We start from the raw sequence: 15,315 nt of genomic DNA, 5'->3' as shown, positions 1-15,315 counted from the left end.
ACTCAGGCATTCTATAATTCACTAATTCAAACCTTACTTCATGATCTTAGCGGCCGTTAAGGCTTTCTGGTAGCGGCGGGCGTTGGCGATGTGTTCTTTTTCGGTTTCGGCAAAGCTGTGGTAACCCGAAAAGTCTTCTTTGGCGCAGAAATAAATGTATTTGTGTTGCTCCGGATTTAAAACCGCATCTATGGAAGGAATAGAAGGCAGATTGATCGGACCCGGCGGCAAGCCTTTGTATTTATAAGTATTGTAAGGCGAATCGGTAGCTAAATGCTTGTTCAGTACGCGGCGGATCGAGAAATCACCGACGGCAAAAACTACGGTCGGGTCGGCTTGCAACGGCATTCCAATTTTTAAACGATTCAGGTACGCACCGGCAATTCTGGGTCTTTCATCGGGGTGCTGGTTTTGTTCGGCTTCTACAATAGAGGCTAAAATGGAAACTTCCTTCTTGGTTAAGCCTTGTTTTTTGGCTTTAGCAATGCGTTCGGCGGTCCAGAATTTATCGTATTCCTTCTTCATGCGTTCCATAAGCTGCTCCGGCGTGGTGTTCCAGTACAGTTCATAGGTATTCGGAATAAACATGAGCATGATGGTTTCGGGCGTAAAACCGAATTGCTTCAGGTATTCTTCATCGCTGAACATTTCGCGGAATTCATCTTCTTCGGCATCCAGATAACCGGCCAGTTTGGCAGCCAGGTCGTCTTTCAGGCGAATATTATTGAAGGTAAGTTTAATAGGCGTCTGGCGGCCCGAACGCAAAATACCGATGAGCTGGTAATTGGTGGCGTTATCGGGAATCTGATAATGGCCGGGCTTTACGAGTTTATCATAATTCATGAGTTTAGCCATGAAACGGAAAGCCAGTTTATCGATGATCACGCCTTTGGCCTCGATAGAATCCATAACGGCTTCGTAGGTCTGGCCTTTTCGAATGCGCACATAAGTTGGTTTGCCCTTGGTATCTACGTTATCGGTGTACATGAGCTGGTAAGCGTAATAAGAAAAGCTCACGAACAGGAACAACAGAAGAACAAGCAGATACGTAAGCGTTTTGTTGCGTGGTTTTGGTTTAGGTTTGGTAGCCATAAAATTGGATAACAAATTCTTAATGTCGCAGAATTTGTCCTTTGTCTATATTTTAATTAGTTTTGACCCGCAAAATTAACATTTATTTCAGTCGAAATATTCAATTAAACCTTAATTTATGATCCAGAATTACTTTAAAAAACTGGGAGTTATGGCTTTAGTGCTTTCCGGCACTACTTTAGCTGCTTCTGAAGTTCAGGCACAGACAACTGGTTGCTCTGATCTATTCTTCTCAGAATATGTGGAAGGTGGCACAGGTAATGGTTCGAAAGCGATCGAGATATATAACCCAACCAATGCAGCTATCGCATTAACGGGCTATAGTGTAAAACTGTATACGAATGGTTCGGCAACGGCTACCGCTACGCTTCCATTAACCGGCACCCTGGCTTCCGGCGATGTTTATATTATTGCAAATTCCGGTTCTAATGCTACATTACTTACTGCTGCTGATATTCAAGTTTCTGGTAGCGGCGGAACAAACGTAGCCAATCATAACGGTGATGACGCAATTGCATTGGTTAAAATGGTAGGTACTACGGAAGTTTTTGTTGACATTTTTGGCAATATTGGCTGCGATCCGGGAAGTGACTGGAATGTTGCTACAACTACCAAAAGCACCGCAAACCGCGTATTACGTCGTAAAGCAACTATTACAGGCGGGGTAACAACTCCACCTTCAAATACACCTTGCGATTTCCCAACGTTAGCTGCCGAATGGGATGACTTTATTGACACTGATTATACTAACTTTGGCTCTCATACTTCTTCTTGTATTTCAGCGCCAACTGGCCCTAGCATTGCTTTTGCGGCCAGTGTAGCAACCGTTGCTGAGAACGTAGCAGGTGGTACGCATACCGTTTCTGTAAACATTTCTAACCCGAATCCAACCGCTGCTGCTTCTGTTGATGTGGCTTTGGCTACTACCGGAACTGCAACTGCCGGTACCGATTTCACTTTCACTGGTTCTACGCTTAACTGGGCAGCCGGCGATAACACCCCAAAAACCGTTACTGTTACAATCATCGACGATGCTATTCTGGAGCAGAACGAAACGGTAGTTTTAACCCTGAGCAATCCTTCAACCGGCATTACTTTAGGCACTTCTACTTTCACCTTAACTATTCAGGAAAACGAAGTTGCTCCGGTTCCAACTTACACCGTTACCCAGATCGACAACAACGACCCTACTACTTTCCTGCCAGATTCTTTAGGCGTAAAAGTGAGAGTTTACGGTACGCTTTACGGCGATAACCAACGTACTGCCGGTTCTGGTCTGCAACTTACTTTAATTGACAACACGGGCGGAATTGGTATCTTCACAACTTCTGCTGCAATTGTTCCTGCAACTGCTCCGGTAGAAGGCGATTCAGTTTACGTAGTTGGAACAGTTGGTCATTTCAACGGCCTTACGCAAATTGTTTTAGACTCTATTGAAGTTTTAGCAAAAAACCGCACGTTAATTCAGCCGGCAGTAGTAACTGTTCTGGATGAAAGCACCGAATCTGAACTGATCACGTTGGCTAATCCGCTTACGTTAGTAGATCCTACTGAGTGGACTAACGCAGGGCCTGGTTTTACTGTTAAAGTAACCGATGGTACAAACACGTATGATATGCGTATCGGTGCTAATTCAGACCTTTTTAGCGCTCCTGCTCCAACCGGTACTTTCGTTTTAACTGGTATCGGCGGACAGTTTGACAACTCGGACCCACGTGATGAAGGCTACCAGATCGTTCCGCGTCGTTTAACCGATATCCGCGACGTAACCGGTATTTCTGAAAACCTGAACAACGCGATCAGCATTTATCCTAACCCGGTTGCTAACTTGCTGAAATTGAACTTAAGCGCTGTAAACACTAAAAACGCTGTTATTTCTGTAGTGAACGCTTTAGGCCAGGTTGTTGCTAACGTACCGGCTAATGCTACCGAACTGAACGTGACGAACTTCCCGGCGGGCGTTTACTCGCTGCGCATTGCTACCCAGCAAGGTGTTGCCGTAAAACGTTTCGTAAAAATTAACTAAGCGAAACCAAACTTATTTAAAAGGCTTCAGTAATAACTGAAGCCTTTTTTATTTTTGCCTTACCTAACTATGAAGAACGCCCAATTCATTAAAATTCACCCCGAAAACCCGCCGCTGAAAAAGATACTGGAAGTAGTGGACATTTTGCGTCAGGGTGGCATTATTATTTACCCCACCGATACCATTTACGGCATTGGCTGCGATCTGCACAATGCGCGCGCGGTAGAAAAACTCTGCCAGATAAAAGGCATTAAACCCGAAAAAGCCAATCTCTCGTTCGTGTGCTCCGACCTGACACATATTTCAGATTACGCCAAAGGCATTTCCACGCAAACCTACAAAGTGATGAAAAAAGCGTTGCCCGGCCCGTTTACGTTTATTCTGGAAGCAAGTGCTAAAGTGCCTAAATTCGGCGGCGCCAAAAAGAAAACCGTAGGCATCCGGGTTCCGGACAATGAAATATGTTTAACGCTGGTACGCGAACTCGGCAACCCCATTATTTCCACTTCCATTCACGATGAAGACGAGGTGATAGAATACTCTACCGACCCGGAACTGATCTATGAAAAATACCGCGGCCTGGTAGATGCGGTAATAGATGCCGGCTATGGAAACAACATTGCTTCTACAGTAGTAAATTGCGTAGACGATGCTTTTGAAATTGTACGCGAAGGCGCCGGTGACCTGGATGAATATTTGTAAAAACGCCTGCTGTTCAGCATAAAAAAACGCTATACTTTTGAAGCCGAAAAGTATAGCGTTTTTAGTTTTCAGGCCCGAAACCCAACCGTTTTTATTGCACCGCAGCCATTTCTGAAGCAGCAGGCTTTGCGTGTTTCCAGCGTTTATGCGACCATAAATAAGCTGCCGGATTTTCCTGTATTGACTTTTCAAGCCTGCGGGCATAGCGTTCTGTAATCGGGAACGCTTCGTTCTCAAAAGCGGTTTTCCCGTCCCAAAGCTGCGAAATGCGGTACTCGTAAAAGCCTCGTTTCACACGCACACATTCCACAAAAAAGACCGGGTATTTAAAAGTGGCAGCCAGCTTATCGGCGCCCACATAAAATGCGGTATCCTGGTTTAAAAAAGTGGTCCAGTACTGAATTTCGCCGCGCGGTGGGGTTTGGTCCGAAAGCATACTGATGGCCCGGAGAATATTTTTCCGGCGGATCATATCTTTCAGCGTGTCTTTCATATTTACCAGGTGCTGCCCGAAACGCGTGCGAGTGCGGAGCATAAACCATTCGAAAAATTCGTTATTTAGCACTTTGTAAACGCCATCTATCTGAAAGCTGTATTGTACGGAAGAAGCTGATAAAGCCCATTCCCAGTTTGCCTGATGCGAACCCAGAATAATTACCGGACCGGCCGATGCCGCATGCGCAAATTGCTCTGAATCGGGCATGCTGGTCCTTCTTCGCATTTCCGCCTTAGTAACCGTGGCCAGTTTCAGCGTTTCCACAATTACATCGCAAAAATTTTGGTAAAAAGCGGGAATAATGCTTACAATTTCAGCTGCCGTTTTTTCCGGAAAAGACCGTTGCAGGTTCAATCTTACAACTTTTTTGCGGTAACCAATAAAACGGTACAGGATCAGGCATAAAAAGTCAGAAAGCAGATAAAGCAACGGAAACGGCAATCGGGAAACAGCCAGCAAAAGCCACCACAACGGGTAATAACGCTTTTTAGGAGGGTACGCCTGCATGAAAATTGCTTAGCGGTTCTGCGGCAAGCGTTGCCCCGGCGTTTGCTTTTCGTTGCCTTCGCTGTCTAAATGGCTGCCTTGTTCAGAATCACGATCGAAACCACTCGGATTTTTTGAACCTGCATATTTATACCTGGCTTGTGCCCTCCAGGCCACATTGTTCACTTCGCCTTTAGCTGTAGAATGCAGCAACGTATAACTATTGCCTAAATTCATTTCCACGAAAGCAAACATGCGGTTCCGCTGGTCGCCTAAGGTATAATACTGCCAGATCTGGTAAGGGCGGGAATCGGTGTTGCGCGAAGTGCGGTTTACGTCGGTCCGTTCGTCGCTGATCTTGCTTGGCGGCCCGTATTGCAGGTACACACGGCCCTGATCGGTTTCGTAACCATGAAAGGTCTGATTTGCGAACGATTTTTCTACGGCTTCTATCCGGGTTTTGTACTCCAGCCAGGCACGTTCCGGGTTTTCGTCGTCGCGTTTTTTCCAGAAATTATACAGGTAACTTTTCTTCTGAAAATTGCTACCATTTTTGGCTACCTTTTCAATAAAAGCGCCTTCCGTTGTATTTGAGATCGGTTTCAGCGAATACAGGTAAAGATCGAATTTGGTAGAATCGAGACTCGCGAATGCCGGTGGCAGCTCGGTATCTTTCAGATCTGGCGCAACGGCGTTTAAAGCAACTTCTTCGTTTATGGTAAGCGGATTGCTGCGCTGAATAAGTCGCCGCTGGGTAGCAACCACTTTATTTTCTTCGTTGCGCACTTCCACAAAAAGATCATAATTGCCCGAAGCCAGCGTAGTAATATCCAGTTCCTGCAACAGCACGTTGGCCGGCGCAGCTTTCATTACTTTCTGCCCGGCAATGGTCAGCTTGGCCAGGTTGTCGCGGGTTGGAATAATGCGATAGAAAACCACCATTGGTTTTTCTTTACCCAGAACGTTTTCGGCGTTGTAAATTTCGGTGTAGAAACTTAGTTTATTCAGGCCTTTCGGGTAAAAATTAGAAACGTAACTTACCAGTTTATAACCGTTTTTGGTATAATCGTTTTTTTCCGAAGATTTGGAATATGAATCGATCAGCTGGATATCGCTGAGCTGCACGGCATCTTTTTTATAGCTTACTTTCAGCGGCAGTTCAATATTACTGGCTGCCTGGGTGCTATTGGCATCTTTGGCTTTTATGCTGAAATTGAAGTTCCCGTTGGGCAGAAAAATGCGCTTCTGCAAATTGAAAGCCGGCTGAAAAACTGCGGTATCAGAAACCACCGGCGACTTCATTAACAGCTTATCGAAATGACGTATTCCGGCTGAATCTGCGGCTTGTACTTCGAGCGCCACCGAAGCCTGAAAACCACCGGGCACCTTTTTATAGATCACCGAATTGCCGTTTACCGAACAATAAAGTTCCACCATATTTTGTTTATCGGTGGCTTTAAAACGCACCAGATCGAAGGTAGCATCGAGTTGTTTGGCTTGCGCCGCCGCAAAAACGGTAGCAAAAATGGCCAGAAAAGTAAAACGCTTAGAAAACATACGCCTGCAATAAATAACTTAAAGTTACGTAAAATAAGTAATATCGCAATCCGGAAGTTCCCGAACCACGCTATGATTTTACTTACCGAACTGCATTACCACCCCAGCATTGCCTGGTTTCAGCACGCTTATAAGGCCGACGAGATACTTATTGAAGCGCACGAAAACTATATAAAGCAAAGTTACCGCAACCGCTGTCATATTTTAACCTCGCAGGGCGAGCTCGCGCTAACCGTGCCCGTAAAAGGCGGCAACCGCAAAACGTTAATTACCGAGCTGGAAATTGATTACGAACAGAATTGGGTGAACACGCATTGGCGCACCATAAGATCGGCTTACGGCAATTCGCCCTATTTTGAGTTCTATGCCGATTACTTTCAGGCCGTTTACGAAAAGCAGCCGCAATTTTTATTTGAACTGAACCGCGAATTTCTTGGCTTATATATTAAATTTTTAAAATTTACAAAACCCCTGCGTTTAACCGAACGTTATGAGGAAAAATATGAGAAACCAGTACTAGATCTGCGCTCCTGTATTCACCCCAAAAAAGCACCTGACAGCCTGACACTAAAACCTTACAACCAGGTGTTTGGCAGGCAATTTGTAACTAACCTGAGCATGCTCGATCTGCTCTTCAATCAGGGGCCGGAAGCTATAAGTTACCTGTAACGCAGCTTCTTACCTAACCTGAACAATAAAGGCAGGCAGCTTGTTTAAAAATATACGAAGCTGTTTTCGTTTAAATGCGGAAGCGGTGGCAAAACAAACTTAATTACTTACTTAACTATTACATGGAAGCTAAATTTTCTAACCGGGTGAAGGAAGTGATCTCGCTTAGCCGCGAAGAAGCCATTCGCCTGGGGCACGATTATATTGGTACCGAACACCTGTTGCTGGGCATGATCCGCGAAGGCGAAGGAACCGCAATTGCCCTACTCAAAAAACTCGGCGTTTCCATCGAAGAATTAAAATATTCCATCGAACAGGCAACCCGCAATACCGCTTCGCCGAATACCAACATAACCGGCAGTATTCCGCTCACGAAGCAAACCGAAAAAGTGCTCAAAATAACGTACCTGGAGGCTAAAATTTTCAAAAGCGATATTATCGGCACCGAACATTTATTACTCTCCATCCTCCGGGACGAAGACAATATTTCATCTCAAACTCTAGCCAAATTCAACGTGAACTACGAAGCTATCAGAGATTCTCTGGATTACCAGCAGAACAACCCCATTGCCTCTTCAGATACCGACGACAACGACGACGACAAACTCTTTGGCAGCTCTTCCCGCGCCGGCAGCAGCTCTACGTCTAAAAAACCGGGCGAAAAATCCCGTACGCCGGTACTCGATAATTTTGGCCGCGACTTAACCAAACTGGCCGAAGAAGATAAGTTAGACCCGATCGTAGGCCGCGAAAAAGAAATTGAACGCGTAGCCCAGGTATTGAGCCGCCGCAAGAAAAATAACCCGATCTTAATTGGTGAACCAGGCGTTGGTAAAACGGCCATTGCCGAAGGTCTGGCCTTAAGAATCATTCAGAAAAAAGTTAGCCGTGTATTGTTCAACAAACGCGTAGTTACCTTAGATCTTGCTTCTTTGGTTGCCGGCACAAAATACCGTGGCCAGTTCGAGGAACGCATGAAAGCGGTTATGAACGAACTGGAAAAATCGCCGGACGTAATTCTGTTCATCGATGAGCTGCATACCATTGTTGGTGCCGGCGGCGCCAGCGGTTCTCTGGATGCATCCAACATGTTCAAGCCGGCTTTAGCCCGCGGCGAAATTCAATGCATCGGCGCTACAACGCTGGACGAATACCGCCAGTACATCGAGAAAGATGGTGCGCTTGCCCGTCGTTTCCAGATTGTGATGGTAGATCCTACCACGCCGGAAGAAACCGTGGAAATCCTGCACAACATCAAAGACAAATATCAGGATCACCACCACGTAATGTACACCGACAAGGCAATTGAAGCCTGCGTGAAGTTATCGGATAGATATATGTCTGACCGTTTCTTACCAGATAAGGCGATCGATATTCTGGACGAAGCCGGTGCGCGCGTGCACATCAACAACATTGTGGTGCCGGAAGATATTCTGAAACTGGAAGAATCTATCGAAAATATTAAGGTAGAGAAAAACCAGGTCGTGAAATCTCAGAAATACGAAGAAGCAGCCCAACTCCGCGATAAAGAGAAAAAACTCATCGACCAGCTGGAAACCGCTAAAAAGAACTGGGAAGAAGAAACCAAGAAAAAACGCTATACCGTGAAGGAAGAAAACGTGGCCGAAGTTATTGCCATGATGACGGGAATTCCGGTAAGCCGCGTGGCCCAGAACGAAAGTGCTAAATTGCTGCACATGGGCGAAGAGCTGAAAGGCAAAGTGATCGGTCAGGACCGCGCGATACAGCAATTGGTAAAAGCCATTCAGCGTACGCGCGTTGGTCTGAAAGATCCGAAAAAACCAATTGGTTCGTTTGTATTCCTGGGCCCTACCGGCGTTGGTAAAACCGAATTAGCCAAAGTATTAGCTACGTATCTGTTCGACAAAGAAGATTCTTTGGTTCGGATAGATATGAGCGAATACATGGAGAAATTCAGCGTAAGCCGTTTGGTAGGAGCGCCTCCGGGCTACGTGGGTTACGAAGAAGGTGGTCAATTAACGGAAAAGATCCGTCGCAAACCTTATTCGGTAGTTTTACTGGATGAGATCGAAAAAGCGCACCCGGATGTTTACAACCTGCTGTTGCAAGTTTTAGATGATGGTATCTTAACCGATGGCCTGGGTCGCAAAGTAGATTTCCGGAACACGATCATTATCATGACTTCCAACATTGGCGCAAGAGATCTTCAGGATTTTGGCGCCGGAATTGGTTTTGCGAATAAAGCCCGTCAGGAAAGCATGGATGACATTATGAAATCGACCATTCAGAATTCCCTGAAGAAAACGTTCTCACCGGAATTCCTGAACCGTCTGGACGATATTATCGTGTTCAACAGCCTGCAAAAAGAAGATATCCATAAGATTATCGATATTTCGCTGGGTAAACTCTACAAACGGGTTCAGGCTTTGGGTTACAAGATCGAGCTTACCGAAAAGGCAAAAGACTTTGTAGCCGAAAAAGGATACGATCCGAAATACGGTGCACGTCCGCTGAACCGGGCCATTCAGAAATACATTGAAGATCCGATAGCAGAAGAAATTCTGAAAGCAGAAATGGCGCAGGGCGATACCATAAAAGTAGATTACGAAGAAGGCAAAGAGCAACTCACGTTCGCTTCCGAAAAAACCGGCGACGAATCTACCAAAGGTGCCTCCGACGAATTACCGGAAACCTCTGAACCAACTTCTACCGATCCGAAAGCTTCGGAATAAAGAATAATAATCCCGATTGAAAAAGCCCCGAAATAATTCGGGGCTTTTTGTTTTTAAAACGGTAGGATTTGGGCGGGAAAAAGTAAATTATAAAAATCGAGGCCTATCTTATTTTAAGTTAAGCACATATAAATTATTAGCGCCATCTTTTGAAGAACCAAACAAAACTTTTCGCTTTTGCTCTAAAAACCCAACCGCCCACTCATCATAATTATTATTTGTTAGTCGCTTAAGGTTGGAGCCGTCTGGTTTTATAGAATATAATTCAGCATCTCCCTGAGCAGAGGCAGACTTATAAGAGGTAAATAAAATTTCCTGTCCATCTGGAAAAAAGCTGATTGGCAAGTTTGTAGCCTCTGAATTTGTTAACTGCTTTTTAGTTCCTGTTGCATCCGAAATAAAAATCTGCACAGTAGCTTGCATGCTACCTACAGGCATAATTTTGGTGAGTAAAAAAGTGGGATTGAATGAAGAAATAATCCAGGGCCTAAAATTATTTCCTAAATTAACCTTATTCTGGCCATCCAAATCTATTGAATAAGCTTCAGAAGAATTTTCAATTAAAACTAAATTCTGATCTGCAGAGACTGCCTTTGCTGAAGTCCCACCATCACCAGCAATCATTTTATTACTGGAATTATCTGTTTTCACCTTCCAAACGGTAGATTGTTTGCTATATAATAAGCTGTTGTCATTTTCAACAAATGCCATAACAGGCATCCAAGTATTATCAGTCTGAATAATTCTTAAACCTGTTCCATCAATATTACCAACCACTATTTCACCTTGCATACCAGTAGAAGAATTCCTATACACTGAAAAAGCCAGTTGCTTATTATTTTTTGATATCACAGGCAATAGCGCAGAAACATTTGGATAAGTAAGAATCTTTTTTTGGTTGGTTCCATCAGATTCTATGGAATATAAGTCAATATTATAATTTCCAGGGGCTGCTTGAGGATTTTGTAAAGTATAATAAATTGTATTCCCATCTTCACTAATTACAACCGTTCCTACCCCTTCCGGATGGTTTGTCAGTTTCTGCAAATCGGATACAGGTTCAGTAGTTGGTTCAACGTTCTCCTTGTCGTCTTTACAGGATGAAATGGCCAGAAGCAAGATAAAATAAAAGATCTTTTTCATATTTTGTTTTAAACTCTACTAACAGAAAGAATTTAACTGTCAATGAGCAAAAATAGCTCTGCAAAATTAACAAAACAAATAAGCACACTAATTCCACTCCAAAACGCTACCCCTCCCACCCGAAAAACTCCTTCCTCCTGAAAAAACCGCTTCAAAAAATAGTAATGCCGGCATTGTTTAATAAATTTGAAGCCAGAATTATTATTGAACGGATATCATGCCACATACTCATACCGGAACTCCCACCGAAATTTTAGCGAAAAAGAACGCAGAAGCACTTTTAGGCGGCGGCCAGGCTCGAATTGATGCCCAACACAAAAAAGGCAAACTCACTGCCCGCGAGCGCATCAGCTTATTAATGGACGAAGGCTCTTTCGAAGAGATCGGCAAATTTGTAATGCACCGCTCCAAAGATTTCGGGTTAGATAAAGAATATTATTTAGGCGATGGCGTGGTAACCGGCTACGGAACTGTAAACGGCCGTTTGGTGTACGTTTTCTCCCAGGATTTCACCGTTTTAGGCGGTTCGCTTTCCGAAACGCACGCCGAAAAGATCGTTAAAATTATGGAGTTGGCCATGAAAAACGGCGCTCCGGTAATTGGTCTGAACGACTCCGGCGGAGCACGTATTCAGGAAGGCGTAGTTTCTTTGGGTGGTTACGCCGATATTTTCTACCGCAATGTACAGGCTTCGGGTGTAGTACCTCAGATCTCTGCCATTATGGGTCCTTGCGCCGGTGGCGCGGTTTATTCGCCAGCCATCACCGACTTTATCCTGATGGTTGAAAATACTTCGTACATGTTCGTAACCGGGCCAAACGTAGTAAAAACCGTAACTCACGAAAACGTAACGTCCGAAGAACTGGGCGGTGCCAGCACACATAGCGCGAAAAGCGGCGTTACGCATTTCTCCTGCGCTAACGAAGTGGAAGCCATCAACAACATCAAAGCGCTTTTAAGCTACATGCCGCAAAACTGCGAAGATACTGCTCCGGCGGTGCCTTACGAAGCGAAGGAAGACGAAAGCCGTCCGGTTTTAGACAGCATTATTCCAGCCAACGCCAATCAGCCCTACGACATGCGCGAGGTGATCGAAGGCATTATCGATGCGGACACGTTCATGGAAGTGCACAAGAACTTCGGTGAAAATATTGTAGTTGGTTTTGCCCGTTTAGCTGGTCGCAGCATTGGTATTGTTGGAAATCAGCCTGCCGTTTTGGCCGGTGTATTAGATATTAACGCCAGCACCAAAGCCGCCCGTTTCGTACGTTTCTGCGATTGCTTCAACATTCCGCTTTTAGTGCTGGAAGACGTTCCGGGCTTCCTGCCGGGTACTGACCAAGAATGGCGCGGCATCATCACCAACGGCGCGAAATTATTGTATGCTTTCTCCGAAGCTACCGTTCCAAGAATTACTGTAATTACCCGTAAAGCGTATGGTGGCGCTTACGACGTAATGAACTCCAAGCACATCGGCGCCGATATGAACTACGCGTGGCCAACGGCTGAAATCGCCGTAATGGGTGCTAAAGGTGCTGCGGAGATCATCTTCAAACGCGAAATTGCTGCCGCCGAAGATCCGGAAGCAAAACTTGCGGAGAAAGTAACCGAATACCAGGAGAAATTTGCTACGCCTTACCGCGCTGCGCACCGTGGTTTCATTGACGAAGTGATCACGCCTTCCGAAACCCGTACCAAACTGATCAAAGCGTTTAAAATGCTGGAAAACAAAGCGGTGAAACTTCCGCGGAAAAAACACGGCAATATTCCGTTGTAGCTATTCCGATAAAAGTCCCCCTTTGGAGGGGTTGGGGAGGAATTCAGGCATTCTAAATATTTTTTCAGAGAACGTAAAAGTCCTCCCCCTACCCCCTCCAAAGGGGGACAAAAGTACCAACGCAGATTTCTCTGCATCACAAAAAAGGTTGCTCCGTGTTCGTGGCAACCTTTTTTTCATTATATTGGCCTCCCCAAAAACGCTATGCTTTTTAGCCCGAAAAGTGTTAATTGCGTATGGGGCACATTGTAAATGCCAGGCATATTTTAAAACTATGAGAAAAGAATCTTTCGAATTTTTAGAGAAATACTTAAATAACGCCTCCCCAACCGGTTTCGAAGCCGAAGGCCAGAAACTCTGGCTCGAATACATGAGGCCCTACATCGACGAGCATTTCGTAGATACGTATGGCACCGTAGTAGGCGTAATTAACCCGGAAGCGGAATACAAAGTAGTCATTGAAGCGCACGCCGACGAAATTTCGTGGTTTGTGAATTACATTACTGATCAGGGCTACATTTACGTGCGCCGCAATGGCGGTTCCGATGCCATTATTGCCCCGAGCATGCGCGTAAATTTCCACACCAAAAAAGGCATTGTAAAAGGCGTTTTCGGCTGGCCGGCCATTCACGTTCGCAAAGTAGAAAACGACAAAGCTCCGACCGTAGAAAACATTTTCATCGATTGCGGTTGCAGTTCTAAAGCGGAAGTAGAAGAACTGGGCATTCACGTAGGTACCGTAGTTACTTTCACCGATGAAATGATGGTAATGAACGACAAATACTATGTTGGACGCGCTTTGGATAACCGCATTGGTGGTTTCATGATCGCGGAAGTTGCCAGGATGCTCCACGAAAACAAGAAAAAACTGCCGTTCGGCCTTTACATTGTAAATGCGGTGCAGGAAGAAATTGGCCTGCGCGGCGCCGAAATGATCGCCCATCGCATTAAGCCGAATGTGGCCATTATTACCGACGTTTGCCACGACACGCAAAGCCCGATGTACGACAAAAAGATCAGCGGCGACCAGCATTGCGGCAAAGGTCCGGTTTTAACCTACGGCCCGGCGGTACAGAACAATCTGCTGCAAATGATCATCGATACGGCTCAGAAAAAAGAAATTCCGTTCCAGCGCGCTGCAGCCACCCGCGCCACCGGCACTGATACCGATGCCTTCGCGTATTCTTCCGACGGTGTAGCTTCGGCGCTAATTTCTCTGCCGCTGAAATACATGCACACAACCGTAGAAACCGTGCATAAAGACGATGTAGAAAACGTGATCAAGCTGATGTACGAGTTCATAATTCAGCTCGAAGCCGGTCATGATTTCCGGTATTTGAAGTAACCTCACCCAGCCCTCCCCTAATTCAGGGGAGGGCTTTTTTTTTCGCCTAATCCAAACTGTCATCTCAACCGCAGGGAGAGATCTCAACGGGTTCGTACTTCTTTCTAATCTGCCTTACTACTTTCCTTCGGAGATCTCTCCTGACGTCGAGATGACCAAATGAATTGGAAAGGAAATTCATTACTTTGATCAATCACCTTGGTCTGTGGCGCACAGACCAAAGCACCGCATCAAAAACGGTATCTTTTTTCCCCTAAAAACTCCCTGAAAAATTTCTAATTTTGAATTTCTAATTTCTAATTGAATTCAAGTGCCTACCTTCACCGATCAACTTCAAAACGCTATCTTTTTAGCCGAAAAACCTAGGCGGATAATTTCGCTGGTGCCTTCGCAAACGGAGTTGCTTTTTGATCTGGGGCTGGAAAACGAAGTGGTTGGCGTTACCAAATTCTGCATTCATCCGGCGGATAAAGTAAAAACCAAACCGAAGATCGGTGGCACCAAGAATTTCAATTTTGAAGTGATTGATGCTTTGCAACCGGACTTGATCATCGGAAATAAGGAAGAAAACTACCAGGAAGGCATTGAAAAATTAGCTGAAAAATACCCGGTCTGGATGAGTGATATTTTCACCCTGGAAGATGCGCTGGATATGATCCGGAAAATTGGCGAGCTAACCGGAACTTCCAAAAACGCTACGGAAATTGCTGCAAAAACTGAAGCCGGCTTTACTACTTTACCGAAACTGCAACCCCAGATTTCCTCCGCTTATTTTATCTGGAAAAACCCATACATGGCCGTAGGCAGCAACACTTTTATAAACGATATGTTGCAGCGTTGCGGCCTCCAAAATGTATTTGCCAATGCTGAACGGTACCCGGAGATTCGTATAGAAATACTGCAGAAAACGCAGCCGGAAATCATTTTACTTTCTTCGGAACCTTACCCTTTCAAAGAAAAACACATTCAGGAATTTCAGGCGATCTGCCCGCAGGCAAAAATTAAAATCGTAGATGGCGAAATGTTCAGCTGGTACGGAAGCAGGTTATTAAAAGCACCGGAATATTTTCAGCAGTTGCTGACAGAAATTTAACGGTACTACAGACAAGTAATTTTTAGTCCCCCTTTGGAGGGGGTAGGGGCAGGATTTTCACTTTAGCTGATACTCTCCCCTTGAGGGGAGCTGGAGGGGTGTAATCGTTTGAAGAGGAACACCCCTCTAACTCCCCTCAAGGGGAGAATCTTCGCAATTTGAATCTTTAATAACGTGAAATCCTCCCCCTACCCCCTCCAAAGGGGGACTTTATT

At 45.2% G+C, this 15,315-nt stretch carries 11 protein-coding genes; 7 read left to right on the top strand and 4 right to left on the bottom strand.

The window, feature by feature from the left end:
* Nucleotides 1-33: 33 nt before the first annotated feature.
* Complete coding sequence (gene mltG, locus ACFPIB_RS02295; protein ID WP_378015800.1) at nt 34-1,092, bottom strand: endolytic transglycosylase MltG; 1,059 nt, start codon at nt 1,090-1,092, stop codon at nt 34-36.
* 118 nt (nt 1,093-1,210) lie between these two features.
* Here mltG and ACFPIB_RS02290 point away from each other — a divergent pair, with 118 nt between their 5' ends.
* Together ACFPIB_RS02290 and ACFPIB_RS02285 are read left to right on the top strand one after the other, a co-directional pair.
* Nucleotides 1,211-3,118 carry a lamin tail domain-containing protein gene (locus ACFPIB_RS02290; protein ID WP_378015799.1) on the top strand — a complete coding sequence of 636 codons (1,908 nt, stop codon included), beginning with the start codon at nt 1,211-1,213 and terminating at the stop codon, nt 3,116-3,118.
* 69 nt (nt 3,119-3,187) lie between these two features.
* Complete coding sequence (locus tag ACFPIB_RS02285; RefSeq protein ID WP_378015798.1) at nt 3,188-3,820, top strand: L-threonylcarbamoyladenylate synthase; 633 nt, start codon at nt 3,188-3,190, stop codon at nt 3,818-3,820.
* 91 nt (nt 3,821-3,911) lie between these two features.
* Here ACFPIB_RS02285 and ACFPIB_RS02280 read toward each other — a convergent pair whose 3' ends face one another.
* Together ACFPIB_RS02280 and ACFPIB_RS02275 are read right to left on the bottom strand one after the other, a co-directional pair.
* Nucleotides 3,912-4,823, bottom strand: coding sequence for a lysophospholipid acyltransferase family protein (locus ACFPIB_RS02280; RefSeq protein WP_378015797.1), 912 nt, complete (start codon nt 4,821-4,823; stop codon nt 3,912-3,914).
* Nucleotides 4,824-4,832: 9 nt separating this feature from the next.
* Entirely contained in the window at nt 4,833-6,359 is a 1,527-nt protein-coding gene (locus ACFPIB_RS02275) for a GWxTD domain-containing protein (RefSeq protein ID WP_378015796.1), read from the bottom strand.
* A 72-nt stretch (nt 6,360-6,431) separates the two neighbouring features.
* Between ACFPIB_RS02275 and ACFPIB_RS02270 the strand changes: the two genes are divergently transcribed.
* Both ACFPIB_RS02270 and ACFPIB_RS02265 read left to right on the top strand, forming a co-directional pair.
* A complete protein-coding gene (locus ACFPIB_RS02270) occupies nt 6,432-7,028 on the top strand; it encodes a WbqC family protein (RefSeq protein WP_378015795.1) in 597 nt (198 codons plus the stop codon).
* Between the two features lie 122 nt (nt 7,029-7,150).
* Complete coding sequence (locus ACFPIB_RS02265) at nt 7,151-9,742, top strand: ATP-dependent Clp protease ATP-binding subunit (RefSeq protein ID WP_378015794.1); 2,592 nt, start codon at nt 7,151-7,153, stop codon at nt 9,740-9,742.
* Nucleotides 9,743-9,850: 108 nt separating this feature from the next.
* On the opposite strand, the gene ACFPIB_RS02260 is transcribed toward ACFPIB_RS02265, so the two are convergent.
* Nucleotides 9,851-10,885: a TolB family protein gene (locus tag ACFPIB_RS02260; protein WP_378015793.1), complete on the bottom strand. Its 1,035-nt coding sequence runs from the start codon at nt 10,883-10,885 to the stop codon at nt 9,851-9,853.
* Nucleotides 10,886-11,102: 217 nt separating this feature from the next.
* On the opposite strand from ACFPIB_RS02260, the gene ACFPIB_RS02255 reads away from it, so the two are divergent.
* The 3 genes from ACFPIB_RS02255 (at nt 11,103) to ACFPIB_RS02245 (ending at nt 15,100) form a co-directional block, all read left to right on the top strand.
* Nucleotides 11,103-12,662 (top strand): acyl-CoA carboxylase subunit beta, encoded by a 1,560-nt coding sequence (locus ACFPIB_RS02255; RefSeq protein WP_378015792.1) that lies wholly within the window; start codon nt 11,103-11,105, stop codon nt 12,660-12,662.
* Nucleotides 12,663-12,936: 274 nt separating this feature from the next.
* A complete protein-coding gene (locus tag ACFPIB_RS02250) occupies nt 12,937-14,007 on the top strand; it encodes a M42 family metallopeptidase (protein ID WP_378015791.1) in 1,071 nt (356 codons plus the stop codon).
* 310 nt (nt 14,008-14,317) lie between these two features.
* The gene (locus tag ACFPIB_RS02245) at nt 14,318-15,100 is read left to right on the top strand and encodes an ABC transporter substrate-binding protein (protein ID WP_378015790.1); all 783 of its coding nucleotides are present in this window, start codon (nt 14,318-14,320) and stop codon (nt 15,098-15,100) included.
* Nucleotides 15,101-15,315 lie beyond the last annotated feature (215 nt).

The sequence above is a fragment of the Adhaeribacter terreus genome (assembly GCF_042657365.1).
Lineage (GTDB): Bacteria > Bacteroidota > Bacteroidia > Cytophagales > Hymenobacteraceae > Adhaeribacter_A > Adhaeribacter_A terreus.
The sequence above is the reverse complement of the archived record's forward strand: the minus strand, read 5'-3'. Positions and strand labels throughout refer to the sequence as shown.

What these genes read in the sequence shown, in the direction of transcription:
- ACFPIB_RS02275 (WP_378015796.1), bottom strand. Translation starts at nt 6,359, where the DNA reads ATGTTTTCTAAGCGTTTTACTTTTCTGGCCATTTTTGCTACCGTTTTT.
- ACFPIB_RS02260 (WP_378015793.1), bottom strand. Translation starts at nt 10,885, where the DNA reads ATGAAAAAGATCTTTTATTTTATCTTGCTTCTGGCCATTTCATCCTGT.
- ACFPIB_RS02250 (WP_378015791.1), top strand. Translation starts at nt 12,937, where the DNA reads ATGAGAAAAGAATCTTTCGAATTTTTAGAGAAATACTTAAATAACGCC.
- ACFPIB_RS02265 (WP_378015794.1), top strand. Translation starts at nt 7,151, where the DNA reads ATGGAAGCTAAATTTTCTAACCGGGTGAAGGAAGTGATCTCGCTTAGC.
- ACFPIB_RS02280 (WP_378015797.1), bottom strand. Translation starts at nt 4,823, where the DNA reads ATGCAGGCGTACCCTCCTAAAAAGCGTTATTACCCGTTGTGGTGGCTT.
- ACFPIB_RS02270 (WP_378015795.1), top strand. Translation starts at nt 6,432, where the DNA reads ATGATTTTACTTACCGAACTGCATTACCACCCCAGCATTGCCTGGTTT.
- mltG (WP_378015800.1), bottom strand. Translation starts at nt 1,092, where the DNA reads ATGGCTACCAAACCTAAACCAAAACCACGCAACAAAACGCTTACGTAT.
- ACFPIB_RS02255 (WP_378015792.1), top strand. Translation starts at nt 11,103, where the DNA reads ATGCCACATACTCATACCGGAACTCCCACCGAAATTTTAGCGAAAAAG.
- ACFPIB_RS02290 (WP_378015799.1), top strand. Translation starts at nt 1,211, where the DNA reads ATGATCCAGAATTACTTTAAAAAACTGGGAGTTATGGCTTTAGTGCTT.
- ACFPIB_RS02285 (WP_378015798.1), top strand. Translation starts at nt 3,188, where the DNA reads ATGAAGAACGCCCAATTCATTAAAATTCACCCCGAAAACCCGCCGCTG.